This window comes from Pantoea sp. UBA4549, from assembly GCF_002387285.1.
In the GTDB taxonomy this organism is placed as follows: domain Bacteria; phylum Pseudomonadota; class Gammaproteobacteria; order Enterobacterales; family Enterobacteriaceae; genus Pantoea; species Pantoea borealis.
Genome location: NZ_DGLH01000018.1, coordinates 55,967 through 77,796, shown reverse-complemented (window position 1 = coordinate 77,796; position 21,830 = coordinate 55,967). Strand labels below are relative to the sequence as shown.

At 57.5% G+C, this 21,830-nt stretch carries 19 protein-coding genes, 1 tRNA gene and 1 riboswitch; of the genes, 9 read left to right on the top strand and 11 right to left on the bottom strand.

Going from position 1 to position 21,830, the window contains the following annotated elements; all coding sequences use genetic code 11:
• Window positions 1-166: 166 nt before the first annotated feature.
• Window positions 167-242 (bottom strand) — tRNA-Ile (locus tag B3041_RS16130).
• 293 nt (window positions 243-535) lie between these two features.
• Between B3041_RS16130 and mug the strand changes: the two genes are divergently transcribed.
• Window positions 536-1,063 (top strand): G/U mismatch-specific DNA glycosylase, encoded by a 528-nt coding sequence (mug, locus tag B3041_RS16125; RefSeq protein ID WP_292977188.1) that lies wholly within the window; start codon window positions 536-538, stop codon window positions 1,061-1,063.
• A 41-nt stretch (window positions 1,064-1,104) separates the two neighbouring features.
• Here the strand turns inward: mug and rpoD are convergent, their stop codons facing one another.
• From rpoD to rpsU, 3 genes are all read right to left on the bottom strand, one after another.
• Window positions 1,105-2,952 carry an RNA polymerase sigma factor RpoD gene (rpoD, locus tag B3041_RS16120; protein WP_065648155.1) on the bottom strand — a complete coding sequence of 616 codons (1,848 nt, stop codon included), beginning with the start codon at window positions 2,950-2,952 and terminating at the stop codon, window positions 1,105-1,107.
• Window positions 2,953-3,203: 251 nt separating this feature from the next.
• Entirely contained in the window at window positions 3,204-4,949 is a 1,746-nt protein-coding gene (gene dnaG, locus B3041_RS16115) for a DNA primase (protein ID WP_065648156.1), read from the bottom strand.
• Between the two features lie 120 nt (window positions 4,950-5,069).
• Window positions 5,070-5,285: a 30S ribosomal protein S21 gene (gene rpsU, locus B3041_RS16110; RefSeq protein ID WP_001144069.1), complete on the bottom strand. Its 216-nt coding sequence runs from the start codon at window positions 5,283-5,285 to the stop codon at window positions 5,070-5,072.
• A gap of 280 nt (window positions 5,286-5,565) precedes the next feature.
• On the opposite strand from rpsU, the gene tsaD reads away from it, so the two are divergent.
• Window positions 5,566-6,579 carry a tRNA (adenosine(37)-N6)-threonylcarbamoyltransferase complex transferase subunit TsaD gene (tsaD, locus tag B3041_RS16105; protein WP_065648363.1) on the top strand — a complete coding sequence of 338 codons (1,014 nt, stop codon included), beginning with the start codon at window positions 5,566-5,568 and terminating at the stop codon, window positions 6,577-6,579.
• A gap of 30 nt (window positions 6,580-6,609) precedes the next feature.
• Here the strand turns inward: tsaD and plsY are convergent, their stop codons facing one another.
• A complete protein-coding gene (plsY, locus tag B3041_RS16100; RefSeq protein WP_065648157.1) occupies window positions 6,610-7,212 on the bottom strand; it encodes a glycerol-3-phosphate 1-O-acyltransferase PlsY in 603 nt (200 codons plus the stop codon).
• A 107-nt stretch (window positions 7,213-7,319) separates the two neighbouring features.
• Here plsY and folB point away from each other — a divergent pair, with 107 nt between their 5' ends.
• Together folB and bacA are read left to right on the top strand one after the other, a co-directional pair.
• Window positions 7,320-7,679 (top strand): bifunctional dihydroneopterin aldolase/7,8-dihydroneopterin epimerase, encoded by a 360-nt coding sequence (gene folB / locus B3041_RS16095; RefSeq protein ID WP_065648158.1) that lies wholly within the window; start codon window positions 7,320-7,322, stop codon window positions 7,677-7,679.
• Between the two features lie 190 nt (window positions 7,680-7,869).
• The gene (gene bacA, locus B3041_RS16090) at window positions 7,870-8,688 is read left to right on the top strand and encodes an undecaprenyl-diphosphate phosphatase (RefSeq protein ID WP_292977168.1); all 819 of its coding nucleotides are present in this window, start codon (window positions 7,870-7,872) and stop codon (window positions 8,686-8,688) included.
• A gap of 18 nt (window positions 8,689-8,706) precedes the next feature.
• Here the strand turns inward: bacA and B3041_RS16085 are convergent, their stop codons facing one another.
• Both B3041_RS16085 and B3041_RS16080 read right to left on the bottom strand, forming a co-directional pair.
• Window positions 8,707-9,939: a multifunctional CCA addition/repair protein gene (locus tag B3041_RS16085; RefSeq protein ID WP_065648160.1), complete on the bottom strand. Its 1,233-nt coding sequence runs from the start codon at window positions 9,937-9,939 to the stop codon at window positions 8,707-8,709.
• Between the two features lie 138 nt (window positions 9,940-10,077).
• Window positions 10,078-10,701, bottom strand: a complete 624-nt coding sequence (locus B3041_RS16080; RefSeq protein WP_065648161.1) for a TIGR04211 family SH3 domain-containing protein — start codon at window positions 10,699-10,701, stop codon at window positions 10,078-10,080.
• A gap of 204 nt (window positions 10,702-10,905) precedes the next feature.
• On the opposite strand from B3041_RS16080, the gene B3041_RS16075 reads away from it, so the two are divergent.
• From B3041_RS16075 to hldE, 3 genes are all read left to right on the top strand, one after another.
• Window positions 10,906-12,216 carry an inorganic triphosphatase gene (locus tag B3041_RS16075; protein ID WP_292977166.1) on the top strand — a complete coding sequence of 437 codons (1,311 nt, stop codon included), beginning with the start codon at window positions 10,906-10,908 and terminating at the stop codon, window positions 12,214-12,216.
• Window positions 12,217-12,245: 29 nt separating this feature from the next.
• Window positions 12,246-15,095 (top strand): bifunctional [glutamate--ammonia ligase]-adenylyl-L-tyrosine phosphorylase/[glutamate--ammonia-ligase] adenylyltransferase, encoded by a 2,850-nt coding sequence (gene glnE / locus B3041_RS16070; protein WP_292977164.1) that lies wholly within the window; start codon window positions 12,246-12,248, stop codon window positions 15,093-15,095.
• A gap of 81 nt (window positions 15,096-15,176) precedes the next feature.
• Window positions 15,177-16,601, top strand: coding sequence for a bifunctional D-glycero-beta-D-manno-heptose-7-phosphate kinase/D-glycero-beta-D-manno-heptose 1-phosphate adenylyltransferase HldE (hldE, locus tag B3041_RS16065; RefSeq protein ID WP_065648164.1), 1,425 nt, complete (start codon window positions 15,177-15,179; stop codon window positions 16,599-16,601).
• 40 nt (window positions 16,602-16,641) lie between these two features.
• Here the strand turns inward: hldE and ubiK are convergent, their stop codons facing one another.
• Window positions 16,642-16,947: a ubiquinone biosynthesis accessory factor UbiK gene (ubiK, locus tag B3041_RS16060; protein ID WP_034828368.1), complete on the bottom strand. Its 306-nt coding sequence runs from the start codon at window positions 16,945-16,947 to the stop codon at window positions 16,642-16,644.
• Window positions 16,948-17,118: 171 nt separating this feature from the next.
• A riboswitch (FMN riboswitch) is annotated at window positions 17,119-17,268 on the top strand.
• Between the two features lie 108 nt (window positions 17,269-17,376).
• Here ubiK and ribB point away from each other — a divergent pair.
• On the top strand, window positions 17,377-18,033 hold the full coding sequence (ribB, locus tag B3041_RS16055; protein WP_292977157.1) for a 3,4-dihydroxy-2-butanone-4-phosphate synthase: 657 nt from the start codon (window positions 17,377-17,379) through the stop codon (window positions 18,031-18,033).
• Between the two features lie 39 nt (window positions 18,034-18,072).
• Here ribB and zupT read toward each other — a convergent pair whose 3' ends face one another.
• Window positions 18,073-18,840 carry a zinc transporter ZupT gene (zupT, locus tag B3041_RS16050; RefSeq protein ID WP_065648166.1) on the bottom strand — a complete coding sequence of 256 codons (768 nt, stop codon included), beginning with the start codon at window positions 18,838-18,840 and terminating at the stop codon, window positions 18,073-18,075.
• Window positions 18,841-19,036: 196 nt separating this feature from the next.
• On the opposite strand from zupT, the gene ygiD reads away from it, so the two are divergent.
• Entirely contained in the window at window positions 19,037-19,816 is a 780-nt protein-coding gene (gene ygiD / locus B3041_RS16045) for a 4,5-DOPA dioxygenase extradiol (protein WP_292977154.1), read from the top strand.
• A 53-nt stretch (window positions 19,817-19,869) separates the two neighbouring features.
• Here ygiD and B3041_RS16040 read toward each other — a convergent pair whose 3' ends face one another.
• A complete protein-coding gene (locus B3041_RS16040) occupies window positions 19,870-21,033 on the bottom strand; it encodes a glutathionylspermidine synthase family protein (protein ID WP_065648167.1) in 1,164 nt (387 codons plus the stop codon).
• Window positions 21,034-21,040: 7 nt separating this feature from the next.
• A complete protein-coding gene (locus tag B3041_RS16035; RefSeq protein ID WP_065648168.1) occupies window positions 21,041-21,715 on the bottom strand; it encodes a DUF1190 family protein in 675 nt (224 codons plus the stop codon).
• Window positions 21,716-21,830 lie beyond the last annotated feature (115 nt).

The window sequence follows — 21,830 nt, the reverse complement described above, 5'->3', positions numbered from 1 at the left end:
AAAAGCCTGCGGGAAACAACCCTGAAGATATGAGTTAGGCGGGCAAGGCTTTGTGAGTATTCAGAAAAATGCGTATCTCTACAACTTTTGTGCGAAGCTTGCTCAGCAGCCAACAAAAAAGCCACCCTGAAAGGTGGCTTAACTGCATGATTTACATCATTAAATTTGGTGGCCCCTGCTGGGTTTGAACCAGCGACCAAGCGATTATGAGTCGCCTGCTCTAACCACTGAGCTAAGGGGCCAGTAGTGCGGGGATTATAAAGTATCTGGCAGAGGCGATCCAGCCTTCACCGATCGGTTGATGAAAATTAGCACAATGGTGAGTGATTGATATTAATGAAAAAATCGGTGTGCTGCTGTGACAGGAGTGATTGCCACAACAGTTTGAGCGTTTTTTTGCTGCACAGACGCTAAAAGAAATCGTTAACTGGCCAGGTTGCTGGCGCTGGCTTTTCACTTATCATAATTACCACGCTTTCCCCATCCCGCTGAATATTCTACCCTTTAAGCACGTTTATCAGGCATTCAGAGGCATATGCAACCCGAACACGACATTCGCGATATCATCGCACACGATCTGCAGGTGCTGTTCTGCGGCATTAACCCCGGCAAATCTTCTGCGCATACCGGCTATCATTTTGCGCATCCCGGCAACCGCTTCTGGAAAGTGATCTATCTGGCCGGCTTCACGCGCGAGCTGCTGAAGCCGGAGCAGGAGCGGCGGCTGCTGGAGACCGGCTGCGGCATCACCGCGCTGGTTGAGCGTCCCACCACGCAGGCCAGCGAGCTGAGCGGCGATGAGCTGCGCGACGGCGGGCTGCGGCTGCAGGATAAAATTTTACGTTATCAGCCGCGGGCGCTGGCGGTGCTGGGCAAGGATGCGTATCAGCGTGCGTTCCGGCAGCGTAAAGTGGAGTGGGGCGAGCAGCCGCAGCCGCTGATGGAGACGCGCATCTGGGTGCTGCCGAACCCCAGCGGGCTCAACCGCGCTTCGCTGGAGGAGATGGTGGCAGCGTATCGCCAGCTGGCGGATGCGCTGGGGCTGCCGGAGAGCGGGCAATAAAAAACCCCGGCGTGCCGGGGTTTGTGTTTTCCTGCAGATGATTAATCGTCGAGGAAGCTGCGCAGCACTTCCGAGCGGCTCGGGTGGCGCAGTTTACGCAGCGCTTTGGCTTCAATCTGACGGATACGCTCACGCGTGACGTCAAATTGTTTGCCCACTTCTTCCAGCGTGTGGTCGGTGTTCATATCGATACCAAAACGCATACGCAGGACTTTCGCCTCGCGTGCGGTCAGGCCCGCCAGCACGTCGTGGGTCGCAGAACGCAGGCTCTCAGAGGTAGCAGAGTCCAGCGGCAGCTCCAGCGTGGTATCTTCGATGAAATCACCCAGATGCGAATCTTCGTCATCACCAATCGGCGTCTCCATGGAGATAGGCTCTTTGGCGATCTTCAGCACCTTGCGGATCTTATCTTCCGGCATCAGCATACGTTCAGCCAGCTCTTCCGGGGTCGGCTCGCGGCCCATCTCCTGCAGCATCTGGCGCGAAATACGGTTGAGCTTGTTGATGGTCTCAATCATATGCACCGGAATACGGATGGTACGCGCCTGATCGGCGATAGAGCGGGTGATCGCCTGACGGATCCACCAGGTGGCATAGGTTGAGAACTTATAGCCACGGCGGTATTCAAACTTATCAACCGCTTTCATCAGGCCGATGTTGCCTTCCTGAATCAGATCGAGGAACTGCAGGCCGCGGTTGGTATATTTTTTCGCGATAGAGATAACCAGACGCAGGTTAGCTTCAACCATCTCTTTCTTCGCGCGGCGCGCTTTCGCTTCGCCGATCGACATACGACGGTTAATGTCTTTAACCTGTTCGATGGTCAGGCCGGTCTCTTCCTCGATCTGCAGCAGCTTCTGCAGCGAGCGCATCACATCGTCTTCAACATCTTTCAGCTTTTCAGACCACGGCTTGTTCATCGCCAGGGCTGCTTTGAACCAGCTCTCACTGGTTTCGTTACCGGTGAACAGCGTGATGAAGTTCTTCTTCGGCATTTTGCACAGTTCAACACACAGCTTCATGATCAGGCGCTCTTGCGTACGCACGCGCTCCATCATTTCACGCATGTTGTTTACCAGGTAGTCGAACTGCTTCGGCACCAGGCGGAACTGCTTGAAGACTTCAGAAAGGTTGTTGATTTCGGCAACGGCATCAGCGTGGCTGCGGCCTTTCGCTTTAATAACGGTACGGGTTGCTTCGTACTGAGTGCGCAGCTCGAGGAATTTCTCGCGCGCCAGTTCCGGATCGATAGAGTTGTCGTCGTCGCTGCTGTCGTCGTCGTCGCTCTCTTCATCTTCCTCTTCGTCGTCATTGCGGTCTTCTTCAGACAGCTCAGAACCAACGTGCGTGGCGGTAGGGGCGAGATCTTCTTCAGCGTTAGGATCGACAAAACCGGTGATGAGATCGGACAGGCGTGATTCGCCCGCTTCCACACGATCGTACTGATCGAGCAGGTAGGTGATAGCTTCCGGATATTCGGCAACAGAGCACTGCACCTGGTTGATACCGTCTTCGATACGCTTGGCGATGTCGATTTCGCCTTCACGTGTCAGCAGCTCCACGGTACCCATTTCACGCATGTACATGCGCACCGGATCGGTTGTGCGTCCGATTTCAGATTCAACGCTGGATAAGACCTGCGCGGCAGCTTCTGCGGCATCTTCATCTGTGTCGGTGCTGTTCTCATTCAGCATCAGATCATCGGCATCAGGGGCTTCTTCCACCACCTGGATACCCATATCGTTGATCATCTGAATGATGTCTTCGATCTGATCGGAGTCGACGATATCTTCCGGCAGATGGTCATTGACCTCAGCATAGGTCAGATAGCCCTGCTCCTTACCACGGGTGACAAGCAGCTTAAGCTGTGACTGCGGGTTTTGCTCCATAAGACGGTATCCACACTTCTGTTAATTAGATTGGTGTCGGTCGGCAGCGAGCCAACTATAACAGTGAAGGCATTATGTTTTTGCCGCTGCCTTCAACGCGGCCAGGGCTGCAGCCCCTTTTAGTTCGGCACTTAAGCCGCTTGATATTCGGTCTGAAATCGTTGTGCTTTACGGTTACGCTTAATGTGCGTGTAAACCGAAAGCGGCAGGCCGGAACGGGAAATACTCCACCATTCCGACCCGGCTGAATCTTATTTTTTCGCTAATGCCTGGCTTAATGCCCAGAATTCGCGCCGCTCAGCGGCACTGAGCCCTTCGGTGCGCTCACGCGCAATCAGCGCTTCCAGGCGCTGCTCCAGCGCAGCGTCATAAATGCTTGCCAGTGAATCCTGAAACACCGCTTCGGCTTCCTCATCCACTATCATGTGGTTCCAGGTAGCCAGTGTTTCAAGGGGCTGGCTAAAATTTGTCCCGCGATATAACTCTAGTAGCTGTCCGGTCGTCAGGCCAGGATTCTCTGTGCAGCGGCTGACCAGATCGACAAACAGCGACAGACCGGCAAGTTTTGACTGCGCCAGCCCGTCAAGCGTGGGCACAATCGTCGCAAACTGCGGATTCTGCACCAGCAGCGCAATCAGTACGCGCATTGTGGTGCGCTTCAGCGGTGGCGCAACAGGCGGCGTACCGTTTTCTGCCGCCTTTGGCATCAGCCGGTCTAACTGGTTATCGTCCAGAATGCCGAGTTTATTACCCAGCGTCTGGCGCATATAGATCCGCAGCGTTTCGCCCGGGATCTGGCTGATCAAAGGCAAAGCCAGCGTCGCCAGCTTGGTACGGCCATCGCGGGTGCTCAAATCCACCTGTGGCATCAAACTGTCAAACAGAAACACCGACAGCGGCATCGCCTGCTCCATGCGTGCTTCAAACGCTTCTTTCCCCTCTTTACGCACCAGCGTATCGGGATCTTCGCCATCAGGCAGAAACATAAAGCGTAGCTGACGCCCGTCATTCATATAGGGCAGGGCGGTTTCCAGCGCGCGCCAGGCGGCTTCGCGACCGGCCCGGTCACCGTCATAACAGCAGATAACCGTGTCAGTCGAGCGGAACAACAGCTGAATATGTTCAGCCGTTGTGGAGGTTCCCAGCGACGCCACGGCATAATCGATGCCGAACTGTGCCAGGGCGACCACATCCATATAGCCCTCCACCACCAGCAGGCGTGCCGGCTGAGGATGGTTCTTCTGTGCTTCGTAAAGGCCATAGAGCTGGCGGCCTTTATGGAAAATCGGTGTTTCCGGCGAGTTTAGATACTTAGGCGTATCATTACCCAGCACGCGTCCGCCAAAGCCGATAACGCGTCCGCGCTTATCGCGGATCGGGAACATCACGCGATCGCGGAAGCGATCGTAGCTGCGGCCTTTATCATTGGTGACCAGCATGCCCGCTTCCATCAGCGATTCGCGGTCTTCCTGCTGCTGTCCAAAACGCTTCAGCACGTTATCCCAGCCCGCAGGCGCATAGCCAATCGCAAAGTGATCGATCACCTGCTGGCTGAGCCCGCGTGAGCCTAAATAGCGCTGGGCACTCTCCGCTTCCGGACTGCGCAGGCTCTGCTGATAGAAACCATCCAGTTTCTCCAGCAGCTGGTAAAGACTCTGACGCTGATGACGCTCAATCGGGCTGGGGCCGCTGCCTGTTTCGTACGGCACTTCAAGGCCGTGCTGGGTGGCGAGTTCTTCAACGCTCTCTACAAATTCCAGACGATCGTGATTCATCAGGAAGTCGATAGCGTTGCCTTTGGCACCACAGCCAAAGCAGTAGTAAAACTGCTTTTCACCGCTGACGGTAAAAGAGGGGGTTTTTTCGTTATGGAATGGACAGCACGCGTGATAGTTCTTACCCTGCTTTTTCAGCTTAACGCGGGCATCGATGAGATCCACGATATCCGTGCGGGCAAGTAAATCATTGATAAAAACGCGTGGAATTCGTCCAGCCATAAGCCCCGATTTTTTTCAGCTCTTAAACGGCAACAAGCCGCGCTTCCTTTCGGAAAGCACGGCCTCTTACTTGACTCTGTCTGCGTTTAACACGCGGCGGAAGCGAACTTCCGAAAGAAATTAGTACAGACGAGTGCGGCGTGCGTTTTCGCGAGCCAGTTTCTTGGCGTGACGCTTAACTGCTGACGCTTTAGCGCGCTTACGCTCGGTCGTTGGTTTTTCATAAAACTCACGACGACGAACTTCAGCCAGAACGCCTGCTTTCTCGCAGGAACGCTTGAAGCGACGCAGTGCTACGTCGAATGGCTCGTTTTCACGTACTTTAATTACCGGCATGTAACTCTCACCTCGATAAAATTCGGTTTTTGCTGCTGACTGCGGCGCCAGCACATTTCAAAATGGTGCAGCATTTTACTCCAGCCGGGGCTGGCTTGTAAAGCACCATGGATAATTTAGAACCAACAGGAGCGTTTGCCTGTGCGGCTGCCGGTTTTTTCAGGCCGTGGAGTATAGCGCACTCTTTGTGCGGCAGAAAAACACTTTTTCCCGTCAAAGTAGTCCGGCGGCAGTTTTGCCTGTGCTACACTGCGCGCCGCAAGAAGAGGGTAATAAAGCTATGCGAGTTCTGGGTATTGAAACGTCCTGCGATGAAACCGGCATCGCGATTTATGACGATGCGTCCGGTCTGCTGGCGAATCAGCTGTATAGCCAGGTGAAGCTGCATGCCGACTACGGCGGCGTGGTGCCGGAACTGGCATCGCGCGACCACGTGCGCAAAACGGTGCCGCTGATACAGGCGGCGCTGAAAGAAGCACATCTGCAGGCCAGTGATATCGATGCGGTTGCCTATACCGCCGGTCCGGGTCTGGTGGGGGCGCTGCTGGTCGGGGCCACGATTGGCCGCGCGCTGGCGTTCGCCTGGAATGTGCCGGCGGTGCCGGTGCATCATATGGAAGGCCATCTGCTGGCCCCGATGCTGGAAGAGCATCCGCCGGCATTTCCGTTTGTCGCGCTGCTGGTCTCCGGCGGCCATACTCAGCTTATCAGCGTCACCGGTATCGGGGAGTACACGCTGCTGGGTGAGTCAATCGACGATGCGGCGGGTGAAGCATTTGATAAAACAGCCAAGCTGCTGGGGCTCGACTATCCGGGCGGCCCCATGCTGTCACGCATGGCACAGCAGGGCACAGCTAACCGCTTCCGCTTCCCGCGTCCGATGACCGATCGCCCGGGCCTCGACTTCAGCTTCTCCGGACTGAAAACCTTCGCGGCAAATACCATTCGCGAGCATGACGGTGACGAGCAGGCGCGTGCGGACATTGCCCGTGCATTTGAAGATGCGGTTGTGGATACGCTGATGATCAAGTGCAAACGCGCGCTGGAGCAGACCGGCTTTACGCGGCTGGTGATCGCCGGCGGCGTCAGCGCCAACCGCACGCTGCGCACGCGCATGGCAGAAATGATGAGTGCGCGCGGTGGCGAGGTATTTTATGCCCGGCCTGAATTCTGCACCGATAACGGCGCGATGATCGCCTATGCCGGCATGGTGCGCCTGAAGGGCGGAACGCGGGGTGAGCTGGGCGTCAGCGTCCGTCCGCGCTGGCCGCTGGCGGAACTGCCCGCTATCTGAAAACAAAAAACCGGCGCGCAGCCGGTTTTTTTACGCTTTCTTTTTTTTCCGTTTCCAGACGCGATTTTCCTGTCCGCGCCACAGCCGCTGAATATTGTCATGATGCCGCAGCAGGATCAGGCAGGAGAGCATCGACACCGGAAACGTAAACTGCGGTTTGAACCACCAGACGTAGAACGGTGCGATCAGCGCGCTGACGATGGCGCCCAGCGAGGAGTAGCCGCTCAGCAGCACGGTCAGCAGCCAGGTGCCGGTCATCAGGCCGGTGAGATCCCAGCCAATCGGCGCAATCGCACCCAATGCCGTCGCCACGCCTTTGCCCCCGCGAAAGCGGAAAAACACCGGATAGATATGTCCGAGGCAGGCGGCTATTGCAGTCAGGCCAAGGTACATGGGCGTCACGTGCAACATCCAGGCGATCCAGACCGGAATCATCCCTTTAGCCACATCAAATATCAGTACCGCCGCGGCCGACGCTTTGCCACCGATGCGCAGCACATTCGTGGCGCCGGGATTGCCGGAGCCTGAGGTACGCGGATCGGGCAAACCTGCGAGTTTACAAACCAGTATCGCACTGGAAATCGAGCCGCAAAGATACGCGAAAATAATCATACCAAGCGCGATAGCACTCATAGCGTCGTACCGTTCCTTTTGGGTCGTTTTGTTGCCGGTAAGCGTGGATAATACGCATAATCCGCCGGAAGTGGTATCCGGCCTGGCCAAAAACAGAGAGTGACATCATGGATATCGTATTTATAGAACAACTCACCGTGTTCACCACCATTGGCGTATACGACTGGGAACAGGGTATGCAGCAGAAGCTGGTGCTCGATGTCGAAATGGCGTGGGATAACCGGCGTGCCGCTGCCAGCGACGATGTCAGCGACTGTCTGAGCTATGCCGATGTCACCGATGCCATCCTTTCGCATCTGCAGGGAAACCGGTTTGCGCTGGTCGAGCGCGTCGCGGAAGAAATCTGCGATCTGTTGATGAAGCGTTTCAAAACGCCCGGCGTGCGTATCCGGGTCGGTAAGCCGGGTGCAGTGGCTCAGGCGGCAAGCGTTGGCGTGCGTATCGAGCGCGGGACAATTCCTAAATAAACCCCCTGTGATTGCCATCACAATGAAACCAAATCAAATTATGGTGTGTCTTAGCTGAGGCCGTTGCGTTAAGCGAAGCGAAGTGGCAGAAAACCCTAAGGTTTTCTTCAGATCAACGCCGGCATAATTTCAGGCGGTAGCAGTTTGCGACCGCCTTTTTACTGTTTAAAACGGATAGGGGAAAATTTTGATGGCAGATATGCATCAGCTGTGGGTCGCTGCGATCCTCGGGGTTGTCGAGGGGCTGACCGAGTTTCTGCCGGTCTCATCCACAGGCCATATGATTATTGTCGGGCACCTGCTGGGATTTGAGGGTGATAAAGCAGAGACGTTTGAAGTGGTGATCCAGCTCGGATCAATTCTGGCAGTGGTCGTGATGTTCTGGCGACGCCTGTTTGGCCTGATTGGCATCCATTTTGGTCAGGAGCGCCATGAAGGTACCGGTACCGGTAAGCTGACGCTGATCCACATTCTGCTCGGGATGATCCCGGCGGTGGCGATCGGTTTACTGCTGCACGATCAGATCAAAACGCTGTTTAATCCGATTAACGTCATGTATGCCCTGGTCGTGGGCGGCGTGCTGCTGCTTGCCGCGGAATTCCTGAAGCCGAAACAGCCAAAAGCGGTGGGCGTGGATGATATCACCTATCGTCAGGCGTTTATGATTGGCTGCTTCCAGTGTCTGGCGCTGTGGCCGGGCTTTTCCCGCTCGGGTGCGACGATTTCGGGCGGTATGCTGATGGGCGTCAGCCGCTACGCAGCGTCGGAGTTCTCGTTCATTCTTGCCGTGCCGATGATGATGGGCGCGACCGTGCTGGATCTCTATAAAAGCATGGGCTTCCTGACGATGCAGGATTTCCCGATGTTCGCGGTGGGCTTTATTACCGCATTCATCGTGGCGCTGCTGGCGATCAAGGTCTTCCTTGAGCTGATCAAGCGTATCTCGTTTGTGTCGTTCGCGATCTATCGCTTTATCGTTGCAGCAGCGGTCTACGCCGTGTTTATGTAATAGCGGTCGCGCGGCGGGCTATGCCGGCCGCGCACCGATCAGCCCTTCTTCAATAGCCGCAATCCGGCGCCTGCTCAGCTCTTCCCGCACGTCTGCCCCTTTAAAGCCCGCAGCGATCACCTGCTGCACCGGTACCGCCTGTGCCAGCGCAAACGCCTGACGCAAATAGTTACCCTGCGGATAGGGCATACTCTCCAGCGTGGCACGCCCGCGCGCGTCTGCCTCACTGGTCAGCGCCATTTTTTCGACCCGCTCCGGCTTACGCCAGGCGTCGATGCGATCAAACAGCGCCACCAGCGCCGCGGCTGACTGTCGCTCAATGGTGTGTACGATGTCATGAAACTCGGTCACGATCAGCGCCAGATCGCGCACGTAATTAGGGACGCGCAGCCGCTGGCACAGGGCGGCGACAAGCGGTACACCGGCCAGACCATGACCGTGATGCGACGGCCATTTTTCCGGCGGGGTCAGCGCCTTGCCGACATCGTGAAACAGCGTAGCGAAGCGCACGTCCAGCTCATCAGAGAGCGCGGCTGCCAGCGTCAGCGTCATCAGCGTATGCACACCGGTATCAATCTCAGGATGCCATTTCGGCGGGGCTGGAATGCCGTACAGATTGTCAATCTCCGGGAAAAGTACCTGCAGTGCGCCACAGTCTCGCAGTACCTGAAAATAGACCTGCGGGTTGCGCGTGAGCAGCGCGTTTTCCGTCTCTTTCCAGACGCGCTCTGCCGTCAGGTGCGCCAGTTCGCCGCTGGCGGCCATCTCTGCCATCAGCGTCTGCGTTTCAGCGGCAATGCGAAAACCGAGGTGGGCATAGCGGGCGGCAAACCGTGCCACGCGCAGCACGCGCAGCGGATCTTCGCTAAACGCTGCCGAAACGTGACGCAGCGTGCGGCTGGCAAGATCGCGCTGGCCGTGGCAGGGATCGATCAGGCTGCCATCCTCCGCCTGCGCGATGGCGTTGATGGTCAGATCGCGCCGCTGCAGATCCTGCTCCAGCGTGACATCGGGCGCAAAATGCGTGATAAAGCCGGTGTAGCCGCTGCCCTGTTTGCGCTCGGTGCGCGCCAGCGCATACTCTTCCCGACTGTGCGGATGTAAAAAGACCGGAAAATCGCGGCCTACCTGCTGATAATTTTGCGCCAGCATCTCATCAGGCGTGGCGCCAACCACCACCCAGTCACGATCTTTTACCGGCAGCTGCAGTAAAGCATCACGCACTGCACCACCGACCAGAAAGGTTTTCACTCAACAACTCCAGAGGTATTCAGATAACTGCGCGTCAGGCGCGTGTTTCATAATTGTTGCATACTTTAGCGGAAAAGCGGGCATGGGAAAGGGGGCATCTGGCGATCCCCCCTGAAAAAACGGCTGGCGTACGGCGGATCAATTCATCCAGCGATCTTTCTTTTTACGGCGCGGCACCATATGCGGTAGCAGCAGACCCAGCAGCAGGCCAACGCCCAGCACGCCGCCGCCGTACATAAACCACTGCATAATAATGGTGCGCTGCTTGTCATCCAGCTGTACGTTGGCTGCGCTCACTTTTTTCTGCGCCACAATCAGCTCATTTTTAAGCTTCTGGTTTTCCTGTTTCAGACCATCGATTGTGCCGTCGCTGTTAGCGACTTTGTTCTGCATTTCTGACGTGCGCTGATTCCAGCTGTTATCAATGTTAGCCAGCTTGTCGGTCAGATCTTTAACCTGCTGCTCCAGCTGCGGCACGCGGGTACGCAGGCTCGGGGTGGCGCTTAGCTGCGACAGCGGGATCCAGTTGGTTTTGCCTTCTGCATCGCGAATTTGCGCGTATTGCGCATCGCTGTTGGTCTGCACCACGGTAACTTCTTCCCCGGCGTTCAGCTTACCGACCAGGCGATACTGATCGCCCGGACCGCTGCGTACCCAGGTCGATAATTCATCGGAGATATAACGCTTTTCATCGGCAGCGTGAGCGGGGGTGATGGCGCTGAAAGCCAGCAAAGAAAGGGCGGCAAGTGTAATTTTTTTCATTCGATGTCGTGTTTTCTTGATGGGCGTAAATTTACCGGCACAGTCTGGAGTTGCCTCGCATAAATCTGAATGAGAACTATCCTGGTCTCAATCCGGCGGGAAAAGGGGCGTAAAAGCACAAGAAAGCCGAGACAGCGTGCTTGTGGTGCATTACTCTCGCCAGATTAACCGTATAAGTGCCAGCAGCGTAGTAAATAAAAAATTATGACCACTGAAATCGAATTAAAGTTCATTGCCACCCCGCAGGCTGCCGCTACTCTGGCAGAGACGCTGGCCGCCTGGCCACATCAGCATGAAGCCGCTCGCGAGCTGACGAATATCTACTATGAAACAGACGACAACCAGCTGCGCCGCTGGGATATGGGGCTGCGCATCCGGGGGGTGGACAAGCGTTATGAGATGACGCTTAAGACCGCGGGTCAGACGCTGGGCGGTCTGCACCAGCGCCCGGAGTACAACGTGGAGATGACGGCACCACAGCTTGATATCGCCCGCCTGCCCGCAGAAATCTGGCCGCAGGGTACCGACATTGCCCGCCTGCAGCAGCGACTGCAGCCGCTATTCAGCACCCATTTCCGGCGCGAAACCTGGACGGTACAGGCAGGTGACAGCATTATTGAAATTGCCTTCGATCAGGGCAGCGTGGCGGCCGGGGAGCTTAGCGAACCGCTGCGGGAAGTTGAGCTGGAGCTTAAACAGGGTACACCGGCCGATCTGCTCAGACTTGCGCAGACGCTGGCTGCGGGCGGCGGACTGCGTCCCGGCAGCCTGAGCAAAGCTGCGCGCGGCTATCAGCTGGCGCAGGGCGACGCACTGCGTCCGGTTCGGGCACTGCCGTTGCTGAAAGTGACACCAAAAGCAACAGTAGAGCAGGGGATGGTCGCTGCGCTCAGCGCCGCGCTGGATCACTGGCAGTATCATGAAGAGGTCTGGCTGCGCGGTAACCCGGCAGCGCGGCAGGCTGTGCTGGAGGCGCTGGAAACGCTGCGACAGGCATTTTCGCTGTTTGGTGCGCTGGTGCCGCGTAAGGCTAACAGCGATCTGCGCCAGAAACTGACCCGGCTGGAGGAACTGCTGCAGGATGAAGCTATCAGCGCGGAAACCCTCTGTTTCTCTGCCACCTCCGTAGAAGCGCAGATGGCGCTGACGTGCTGGCTGGCAGAAGCACAGTGGCAGCCGTGGATCGACAGCAAAAATCAGATCAAGCTGCAGGGCTCTTATAAACGCTTTTGCGACATCATGCTGAGCCGCGTGGCAGCGGATCTGCGGGAAACCTTTACGGATGTAAAACTGATCGGCGAGTTTCAGGATAAGGCCACGCGCCTGCAGCGACAGCTGCTGGCTGTTTGCCTGCTGGCGGCGGCCTATCCCGCTGAAGAGGTATGCCAGTGGATGGCTGGCTGGCAGGAACTGCAGCTCGCCATCCGGGAAAAACAGCAGCACGGCCTGATCCAGCTCGCTACGATGGCCATACGCCAGCCGCCATTCTGGCTGAGCAGCGGCGTCAGGCGTTAACAACCTCATGTAAAATTCAGGGAGAGAGGATGCAGTTACCGTTACCTTCGCTGATGCAGGCGCAGCTGGCCGGCATCGCAGAACGCCTGCAGCTGCCGCTGTCGGCGCTGACGTCTGAGCAGGCTGGCGCGCTGGCCTTCAGTGACTTTATCGTGGATAACCTGCAGCAGCAGCCAGCATGGTGGCTGCAACTGCAGGAGCAGCCTCCTCAGCCTGATGAATGGCAGCACTATGGTCTGTGGCTGCAGCAGGCGCTGCAGCAGGCGGATAGCGAGGCCGCGCTGATGCGTGAGCTGCGCCTGTTTCGCCGGCATATGCTGGTACGTATCGCCTGGATGCAGGCGCTGCAGCACGCCACAACCGAACAGAGCCTGACGCAACTCAGCGTTCTGGCAGAAAGCCTGATTGCGGCCGCCCGCGATCGGGTGTGGCAGGATTGCTGTCGCGATTTTGGCACGCCCTGCAACGAGGCGGGTGAGCCGCAGCCGCTGCTGATCCTCGGCATGGGCAAGCTGGGTGGCGGAGAACTCAATTTTTCCTCTGATATCGATCTGATTTTTGCCTGGCCGGAGAATGGCGTCACGCGTGGCGGGCGACGCGAGCTGGACAACGCACAGTTTTTTACCCGCATGGGGCAGCGCCTGATAAAAGTACTGGATCAGCCTGGCGTCGATGGTTTTGTTTACCGCGTGGATATGCGGCTGCGCCCGTTCGGCGACAGCGGTCCGCTGGTGATGAGCTTTGCGGCACTGGAGGACTATTACCAGGAGCAGGGGCGTGACTGGGAGCGCTACGCCATGGTTAAAGCGCGCCTGATGGGCGACGATCGCGGCGAATGGAGCCAGGCGCTGCAGCAGATGCTGCGGCCGTTTGTCTATCGCCGCTATATCGACTTCAGCGTGATTCAGTCGCTGCGCAATATGAAAGGGATGATCGCGCGTGAAGTGCGCCGCCGTGGCCTGAAAGATAACATTAAGCTGGGCGCAGGCGGCATCCGCGAAACTGAATTTATTGTGCAGGTATTTCAGCTGATACGTGGCGGACGTGAGCGCTCACTTCAGGGGCGCTCATTGCTGCCGGTGCTGCAGGCCATTGGTGATCTGGAGCTGCTGCGTCCGCAGCAGGTCGGTCAGCTGCATGACGCCTACCTTTTTTTACGCCGGCTGGAGAACCTGCTGCAGAGCATCAATGATGAGCAGACGCAGACGCTGCCGCAGGATGCGCTCAACCGGCAACGTCTGGCATGGGCGATGAACTGCGCCGACTGGGAAGCGCTGACGGCACAGCTGACGGCGCATATGGCCGATGTACGCAGGGTGTTTGATGAGCTGATTGGCGACGATGCCCCGGACGTTGACGACCAGCCTGAGCTGGCGGAGTTTGCTGCTCTCTGGCAGGACACGCTGGAGGAACATGAGCTGGCGCCGGTGGTGCCACAGTTGTCTGACACGCAGCGGCAGCGCTTTTTTTACGTCCTTAATGACTTCCGGCAGGATGCCAGCCGGCGCACCATCGGGCCGCGCGGGCGGCTGGCCCTCGACCAGCTGATGCCGCGCCTGCTGGGTGAAATCTCCCCGCGGGAGGATGCTGACAGCGTGCTGGAACGTCTGACGCCGCTGCTGCTGGGGGTGCTGACGCGCAGCACCTATCTGGAGCTGCTGACCGAGTATCATGGCGCACTGCGCCATCTGATCCGCCTGTGTGCCGCCTCGCCGATGGTGGCCAGCCAGCTGGCCCGCTATCCGCTGCTGCTGGATGAGCTGCTTGATCCCGCCACGCTGTATCAGCCCACCGCTACCGACGCCTACCGGGACGAACTGCGGCAATATCTGCTGCGTATTCCGGCAGAGGATGAAGAGCAGCAGCTGGAGGCGGTGCGCCAGTTTAAGCAGGCACAGCTATTGCGTATTGCCGCAGCCGATATCGCCGGGACGCTGCCGGTAATGAAAGTAAGCGATCACTTAACCTGGCTGGCAGAGGCGATCATTGAATCCGTCGTGCAGCAGGCCTGGCAGATGATGGTACAGCGCTATGGCCGGCCTTCGCATCTGACGCACGATGACGAGCGCGGCTTTGCCGTGATCGGCTATGGCAAGCTGGGGGGCTGGGAGCTGGGTTACAGTTCCGATCTCGATCTGGTATTTCTGCATGATTGTCCGGAGAGCGCAGAGACTGATGGTGAACGCGTCATCGACGGACGGCAGTTTTATCTGCGCCTGGCGCAGCGCATCATGCATCTCTTCAGCACCCGTACCGCTTCCGGTATTTTGTATGAGGTGGATGCCCGCCTGCGTCCTTCTGGTTCCGCTGGGATGCTGGTCAGCACCTTTGACGCTTTTGAAGCGTATCAGCGCAATGATGCCTGGACCTGGGAGCATCAGGCGCTGGTGCGCGCGCGGATTGTCTTTGGTGAACCGGCACTGATGGCGCGTTTTACGCAGATCCGTCACGCTATCCTCAGTCTGCCGCGTACAACCGCAGCGCTGCGGGCTGAAGTACGCGAAATGCGTGAAAAGATGCGGGCGCATCTGAGCAACAAACATAAAGGACGCTGGGAGATAAAAACAGATGCAGGGGGTATCACTGACATTGAATTCATTGCCCAGTATCTGGTCTTAGCGTCAGCTGCGCATCAGCCAGCCCTGACGCGCTGGTCAGATAACGTGCGCATTTTTGCTCTGATGGCGCAGCACGATATCATGCCCGCGCAGGAGGCCCAGGCGCTGACGGATGCGTATGTCACACTGCGTGATGCGCTGCATCATCTGGCTTTGCAGGCGCTGCCGGGTCACGTTGCACCGGAGCGTTTTGCCCGCGAGCGCGGGATTGTCAACGTCAGCTGGCAGCGCTGGCTGGGCACGGTTGAGCCTGACAGCTGAGGCGTGCGGCAGCATCTTACCCTGCGGCGGGTATATGGTATTATCCGCGCAATATTTTGAGCGTAGTCTGGAGTCTCTGAAATGAAAGTAACACTGCCCGCGTTTGGCAAGGCCACCGTACTGGTTGTTGGCGATGTGATGTTGGACCGCTACTGGTATGGCCCGACCAGCCGCATTTCACCTGAGGCGCCGGTGCCGGTAGTCAAAGTCGATACCATTGAAGAACGTCCGGGCGGCGCGGCCAACGTGGCAATGAACATTGCCGCGCTGGGCGCCGCATCGCGTCTGATTGGGCTGACCGGTGAGGATGATGCCGCGCAGGTACTGAGCCGCACGCTGGAGCAGGTTAACGTCAGCTGTGACTTTGTCGCGCTGAAAACGCATCCCACCATCACCAAGCTGCGCGTGCTGTCGCGCAATCAGCAGCTGATCCGGCTGGATTTTGAAGAGGGCTTTGAGCAGGTCGATCCGCAGCCCATCCACGATCGTATGCGTCAGTCGCTGTCGCAGGCTGGTGCACTGGTGCTGTCAGACTACGCTAAAGGGGCGCTCAGCAGCGTACAGACCATGATCGGGCTGGCCCGCGAAGCGGGCGTACCGGTACTGATCGACCCGAAAGGCACCGATTTTGAGCGCTATCGTGGCGCGACCCTGCTGACGCCAAACCTGTCTGAATTTGAAGCCGTAGCCGGCAAATGTAAAACCGAAGCGGACATTGTCAGCCGGGGTATGCAGCTGATCGCTGATTATGCGCTCTCAGCGCTGCTGGTGACCCGTTCAGAAAATGGCATGACGCTGCTGCAGCCGGGCAAAGCGCCTCTGCATATGCCGACGCAGGCGCAGGAAGTGTATGACGTGACCGGTGCCGGCGACACGGTCATTGGTGTGCTGGCTGCGGTCCTTGCGGCGGGTGATACGCTGGAAAACGCCTGTTTCCTTGCCAATGCGGCGGCAGGCGTTGTGGTGGGCAAGCTGGGGACGTCAACCGTCAGTACGGTGGAACTGGAAAACGCTATCCATGCGCGGCCGGAAAGCGGCTTTGGCGTGATGACGGAGAGCGAGCTGAAAACCGCTGTTGCCCAGGCGCGTCAGCGCGGCGAGAAAGTGGTAATGACCAACGGCGTGTTTGACATTCTGCACGCAGGGCACGTCTCTTACCTCGCCAATGCCCGCAAGCTGGGCGATCGGCTGATTGTTGCGGTGAATAGCGATGCGTCAACCAGACGCCTTAAAGGCGAAACCCGGCCGGTTAATCCACAGGAAAACCGGATGATCGTGCTGAGCGCTCTGGAAGCAGTAGACTGGGTCGTTCTGTTTGAAGAAGATACGCCGCAGCGTCTGATTGCCGATGTGCTGCCGGATTTGCTGGTGAAAGGCGGAGATTACAAGCCGGAAGATATCGCAGGCAGTAAAGAAGTGTGGGCGAACGGCGGTGACGTACGCGTGCTTAACTTTGAAGATGGCATCTCCACCACCAATATTATTAAAACAATCCGCAGTCACTAAGCAGACAGCCGGGGGGCAGCAGCCACCCGGCTGATAATATTTACTGTGGCGTATCGATTTTACCGGCCGGATCGGGCGTTACGACGGCTGGCGCCGGTGCCGCAGGGCTTTCACTCTCCAGTTTTGCCAGACGCTGCTCCAGGGCTGCCAGCTTTTCGCGGGTGCGCAGCAGGACCTGAGTCTGCACATCAAACTCTTCACGGTTAACCAGATCCATACGGGTCAGCTGCGCCTGCAGAACCTGCCGGATTTTCTTTTCCACGTCGTCGCCAAAGTCGCGGATACCTTTCGGCATCGCTTCATGGACCTGGCGCGCCAGTTGTTCAATTTTTTTTGTGTCGATCATGGTTATTTCCTGATTGCGGTGGCTGTGAGCAGCACGTTTTCCGACGGTACAAGAAGTAAGTGTAATGCCAGAACCAAAAAGGTTAAACCCGAAATCCGCAACGCATGATGTGCAAAAGCAATTGCCGTTTTGTCGATTGCCCGTCCCGGTGAATAACGCTATAGTGATTTTGCTTATTCTCAGGGCGGGGCGAAATTCCCCACCGGCGGTAAATCAGCTTCTGCTGAAAGCCCGCGAGCGCTTTTGCCTCCGTGTAAAAGGACAGCAGATCCGGTGTGATTCCGGGGCCGACGGTTAAAGTCCGGATGGGAGAGGGTAACGACATCAGCCGGGTTCAGGCCCGCGTCACGTTTTTGCCATGTGTATTTTTCACGCACTCCTAAGCTCGCCCTGGTTCTGGTAACTCATAATATTTTAAGGTTAATTACCATGAATCAGACGCTTCTTTCTGAATTTGGCACGCCGGAACAGCGTGTAGAACGTGCACTTGACGCACTGCGTAACGGTCGCGGTGTGATGGTTCTTGACGATGAAGATCGCGAGAACGAAGGCGATATGATTTTTGCCGCCGAAACCATGACCACAGAGCAGATGGCGCTGACTATCCGCCACGGCAGCGGGATTGTCTGCCTCTGCATTAATGAGGCCCGCCGTCAGCAGCTCGATCTGCCGATGATGGTCGAGAACAACACCAGCTCTTACGGCACCGGGTTTACCGTAACGATCGAAGCCGCTGCGGGTGTAACCACCGGCGTCTCTGCGGCTGATCGCATCACCACTATCCGCGCCGCAATTGCCGATAACGCTAAACCGGCTGACCTGCACCGTCCGGGACACGTTTTCCCGCTGCGCGCGCGCGAAGGTGGCGTACTGACGCGCGGCGGTCATACCGAAGCCACGCTCGATTTGGTTACGCTTGCGGGCTTTAAACCGGCAGGCGTGCTGTGCGAACTGACCAATGACGATGGCAGCATGGCGCGCGCGCCTGAAGCGATCGCCTTTGCGCAGCAGCATGATATGCCGGTAGTGACTATCGAAGATCTGGTGGCTTATCGCCGCCAGCGCGATACCCGCCAGGCCAGCTAACGCCGGTAGAGAAAAGCAGACCAGCCGGAGCCCGGAAAATCAGCCAGCGCCGGCGGTCTGCAGCAGTGTCAGACTCAGCCCCATCACCGTCATTCCACACAGTACGCCATAGCTCGGGTTGTTGTGCGGATCGATCTCGCGCGCCAGCGGCATCAGTTCATCCACCGAGAGCGCAACCATAATTCCTGCAACGGCGGCCATAATGGCGGCAATCACGACCGGCGACAGCGCCGGCCCCAGCAGCAGAAAGGCGATGACGCCGCCCAGAATCTCCGCCATACCGGAAATACAGGCCCAGAACAGCGCTTTGGCTTTGGAACCGGTCGCCGCATACATCGGCCCGGCAACCGCCAGTCCTTCAGGAATATTGTGGATGGCCACGGCTAAAGCGATGCCAAGCCCCAGCTCCATATCGCTGCTGGCGGTAACAAAGGTGGCCACCCCCTCAGGAAAATTGTGCAGGCTGATACCCAGCGTCAGCAGCACGGCGGTTCGCTTCAGGTTAACCGGACGCCCGTGAGTGGCCATCAGATCCTGCGGATGCTGATGCGGCAGCAGGCGATCCATGGCGAAATACCCGATCAGACCAAGCATAAACATACCGTACCCCAGCATCGGCGACATGCCTGCGGTATGCAGCGCCGCGGGCAGCATCTCCATTAGCGAGATCAGCAACATAATGCCGGCTGCGAAGCCAAGCGCAAAAGCAAGCAGGCGGTTTGAAGGCTTTTGACCGAGGATGCCGAACAGGGCGCCAATAAAGGTAGCACCACCGGCCAGAACAGTGAGCAGTAAAGGCACCGACATAGCACGCTCCACGATGATAATGATTACCAGTTACATTATAATTAACCTTATAAAATATCGAGTTATTAAGCGTAAAGTTATGTCGTTTACGCTTGTTCAAATTTGCTGACAGACATGCTCACGTATCTCCGCGTTCACAGGCTCATGTAAGCGCGTATCGTATTGCGCATGAAAGCAACAGCGATGAGGTATGAAAATGCGTGACGGTCGTATGCCTGCTCTGTTTCTGGGTCATGGCAGCCCGATGAATGTGCTGGAAGAAAATCGCTATACCCGGGTATGGCAGCAGCTGGGCAGAGATCTGCCGCGGCCGCGCGCTATCCTTGCTATCTCGGCGCACTGGTACACGCGCGGGACGCGGGTAACGGCCATGGAACAGCCGCGCACCATTCACGATTTTGGCGGATTTCCGCAGGCGCTGTTTGACGTGCGCTACCCGGCGCCCGGATCGCCTGCGCTGGCGCAGCGTGTGACAGAGCTGCTGCCGCTGACAGAAAAAGATGAGAGCTGGGGGTTTGATTACGGCTCGTGGGGCCTGCTGGCCAGAATGTATCCTGAGGCGGATATTCCGCTGGTGCAGCTCAGCGTGGACAGTACCCGTTCTGCTGAGTGGCATTTTGAGGCAGGACGTAAACTGGCTGCGCTGCGCGATGAAGGGATCCTGCTGGTGGCGAGCGGCAACGTGGTGCATAACCTGCGCAAGCTGCAGTGGCAGGGGGCTGCGCCGGTGTATCCGTGGGCCGACGGGTTTAACCAGTATGTGCGTGATAATCTGCGCAGCGACGCTGCGGCGGGCGATCATCCGCTGGTTAACTATCAGCAGCATCCGGGCGCGGCGCTTTCGCATCCGACGGCTGAACACTATCTGCCGCTGCTCTATATTCTGGGCGCACGCGCAGCGGGTGAGGCGGTCAGCGTGCCGGTTGAAGGCATGGAGATGGGCGCGATCAGTATGCTGTCAGCGCAGGTGGGGTAGCGGCCTGCGTCAGCCGCAGGCATAAATATGGCGCACCGGAATGCGCCACCGGACTAACCGATAAAGGTATGGGGATAGAAGCGAGACAGATCCTGGGTGATCAGCGCCCGATCTTCACGTAAGCCGATACCCGCCGGCTGATCGTCTATCAGCCAGCTGCCAATCAGCGTATAGCTGTCACCGAATTTGGGCAGCGCACAGAACTGCTGAATAATCATGCCCTCTTCGCCATAGGGACCGTCAGCACGTGCGATTTCATTGCCGTTTTCGATAATGCGAATGTTCGCACCCTCACGGGAGAACAGCGGCTTCACCACATATTTATCCATCTGCGGCGCCTGACTGTCATCCGCAAACCAGGCGGGCAGCAGATTGGGATGATCCGGAAACATCTCCCACAGCAGCGGCAGCAGCGCTTTATTGGAGAGGATGCTTTTCCAGGCGGGTTCCAGCCAGCGTACGCCGGCATCGGCCAGCTTGGTCGAAAACACCTCCCGCAGCATGAACTCCCAGGGATAAAGCTTGAACAGGTTGCTGATGACGCGATCGTGCTGGTCGGTAAACTGGCCTTTTTCGCCCAGTCCAATCTCGTCGATATAGAGAAACTCGCCGGGAAGCCCCGCTTCTGTGGCGCAATCCTGCAGATACTGTACCGTCGCGCGATCCTCTTCCGTATCACGGCAGCAGGCAAAGTGCAGCAAGTTAAAGCCGTGCTGCTGCTGCAGAACCGCAAACCGCTCAATCAGCTTCTCCTGCAGGCTGTTGAACTGATCGCTGCCCGCCGGCAGATTGCCCGCTTTAAGCTGATCTTCGAGCCAGATCCACTGAAAAAACGCGGCTTCATAGAGTGACGTCGGCGTGTCGGCGTTATTTTCCAGCAGCTTGATGTCGCCGCTGCCATCCCATACTAAATCAAGGCGGGAGTAGAGCGAGGGCTGACGCTGCGCCCAGGATTCGCGGACAAAATCCCAGGTGTGTTTCGGAATGCAGAAGCGGGTCAGCAGCGCATCGCTGTTAACCACTTTTTCCACCGCCTGCAGGCACATCTGATGCAGCTCTGCCGTAACGGTTTCCAGCGTCTCCACCTGCGCCAGCGTAAACTGATAATAGGCCTCTTCACACCAGTAGGGCTCGCCATACATGGTGTGAAACTGAAAGCCATATTCAGTGGCTTTTGCGCGCCAGTCCGGGCGCTCGCTGATAGCAATACGTTGCATACGGCGCTTAGCCCCCCAGCGAGCGACTGCTGGTGCCGCTGGCGCTGCTGCGCTGCATACTGTTTTGCTTCGCGACCGTCTCACCAAAGCCACCGCGGGTAATGGTGGAGGTGGTGGCCGGTTTAGGTGCCATAGCGGTTTTAGGCACGTTCATGGTGCGGCCAGAGGTGGCTGAGCCATAGTTTTTACCGGTGGCGTCCACAAACTGTCCGTTAGCCGGACTGGCTGGCGTTTTCGGGGAGAACAGCGGCTGTTGCGCAAAACCGGCGCCGCCACCCATCATGCGTCCCATCATGTAGCCAGCCATCAGCGGCATCCAGAAGCCGCCGCTGTGCTGGGCTTCGGCATTATTTGCGGTGGTGCCCGCGCCCGCCTGAGCCGGAGCCTGCTGACACTGGTTTTCGCCAAATTCCGCCACGCAATCTTCGCGTGAGGCATATTTAGGCGCGGTACGTTCCGCCTCTTTCAGCGCATTGTTATAAGCAGCTTTACACTGACTGCTCTGATCCGGATTGGCTTTCGCACAGTCGTCAGCGTTCTGATAGAGCGAAACCGTTTCATCGCTCTGTTCGCAGCCTGCCAGCATAAATACGGCGGTTACTGCCAGCGCGACGGGCGTAAGATGACGTGCCTGCCAGCCTTTACGAAAAGCGGCATGACGGATATTTTTGGTCCGTTTCATAGTGATTATCCTGTACCCAGAGTTGACGTCAGGATAGGTGATGCAAGGGGGGATTTAAAGCGAGAAGCCTGACAGGCTGCGGATCTTTACGTACCTATACGTTCAAATGCGAAAG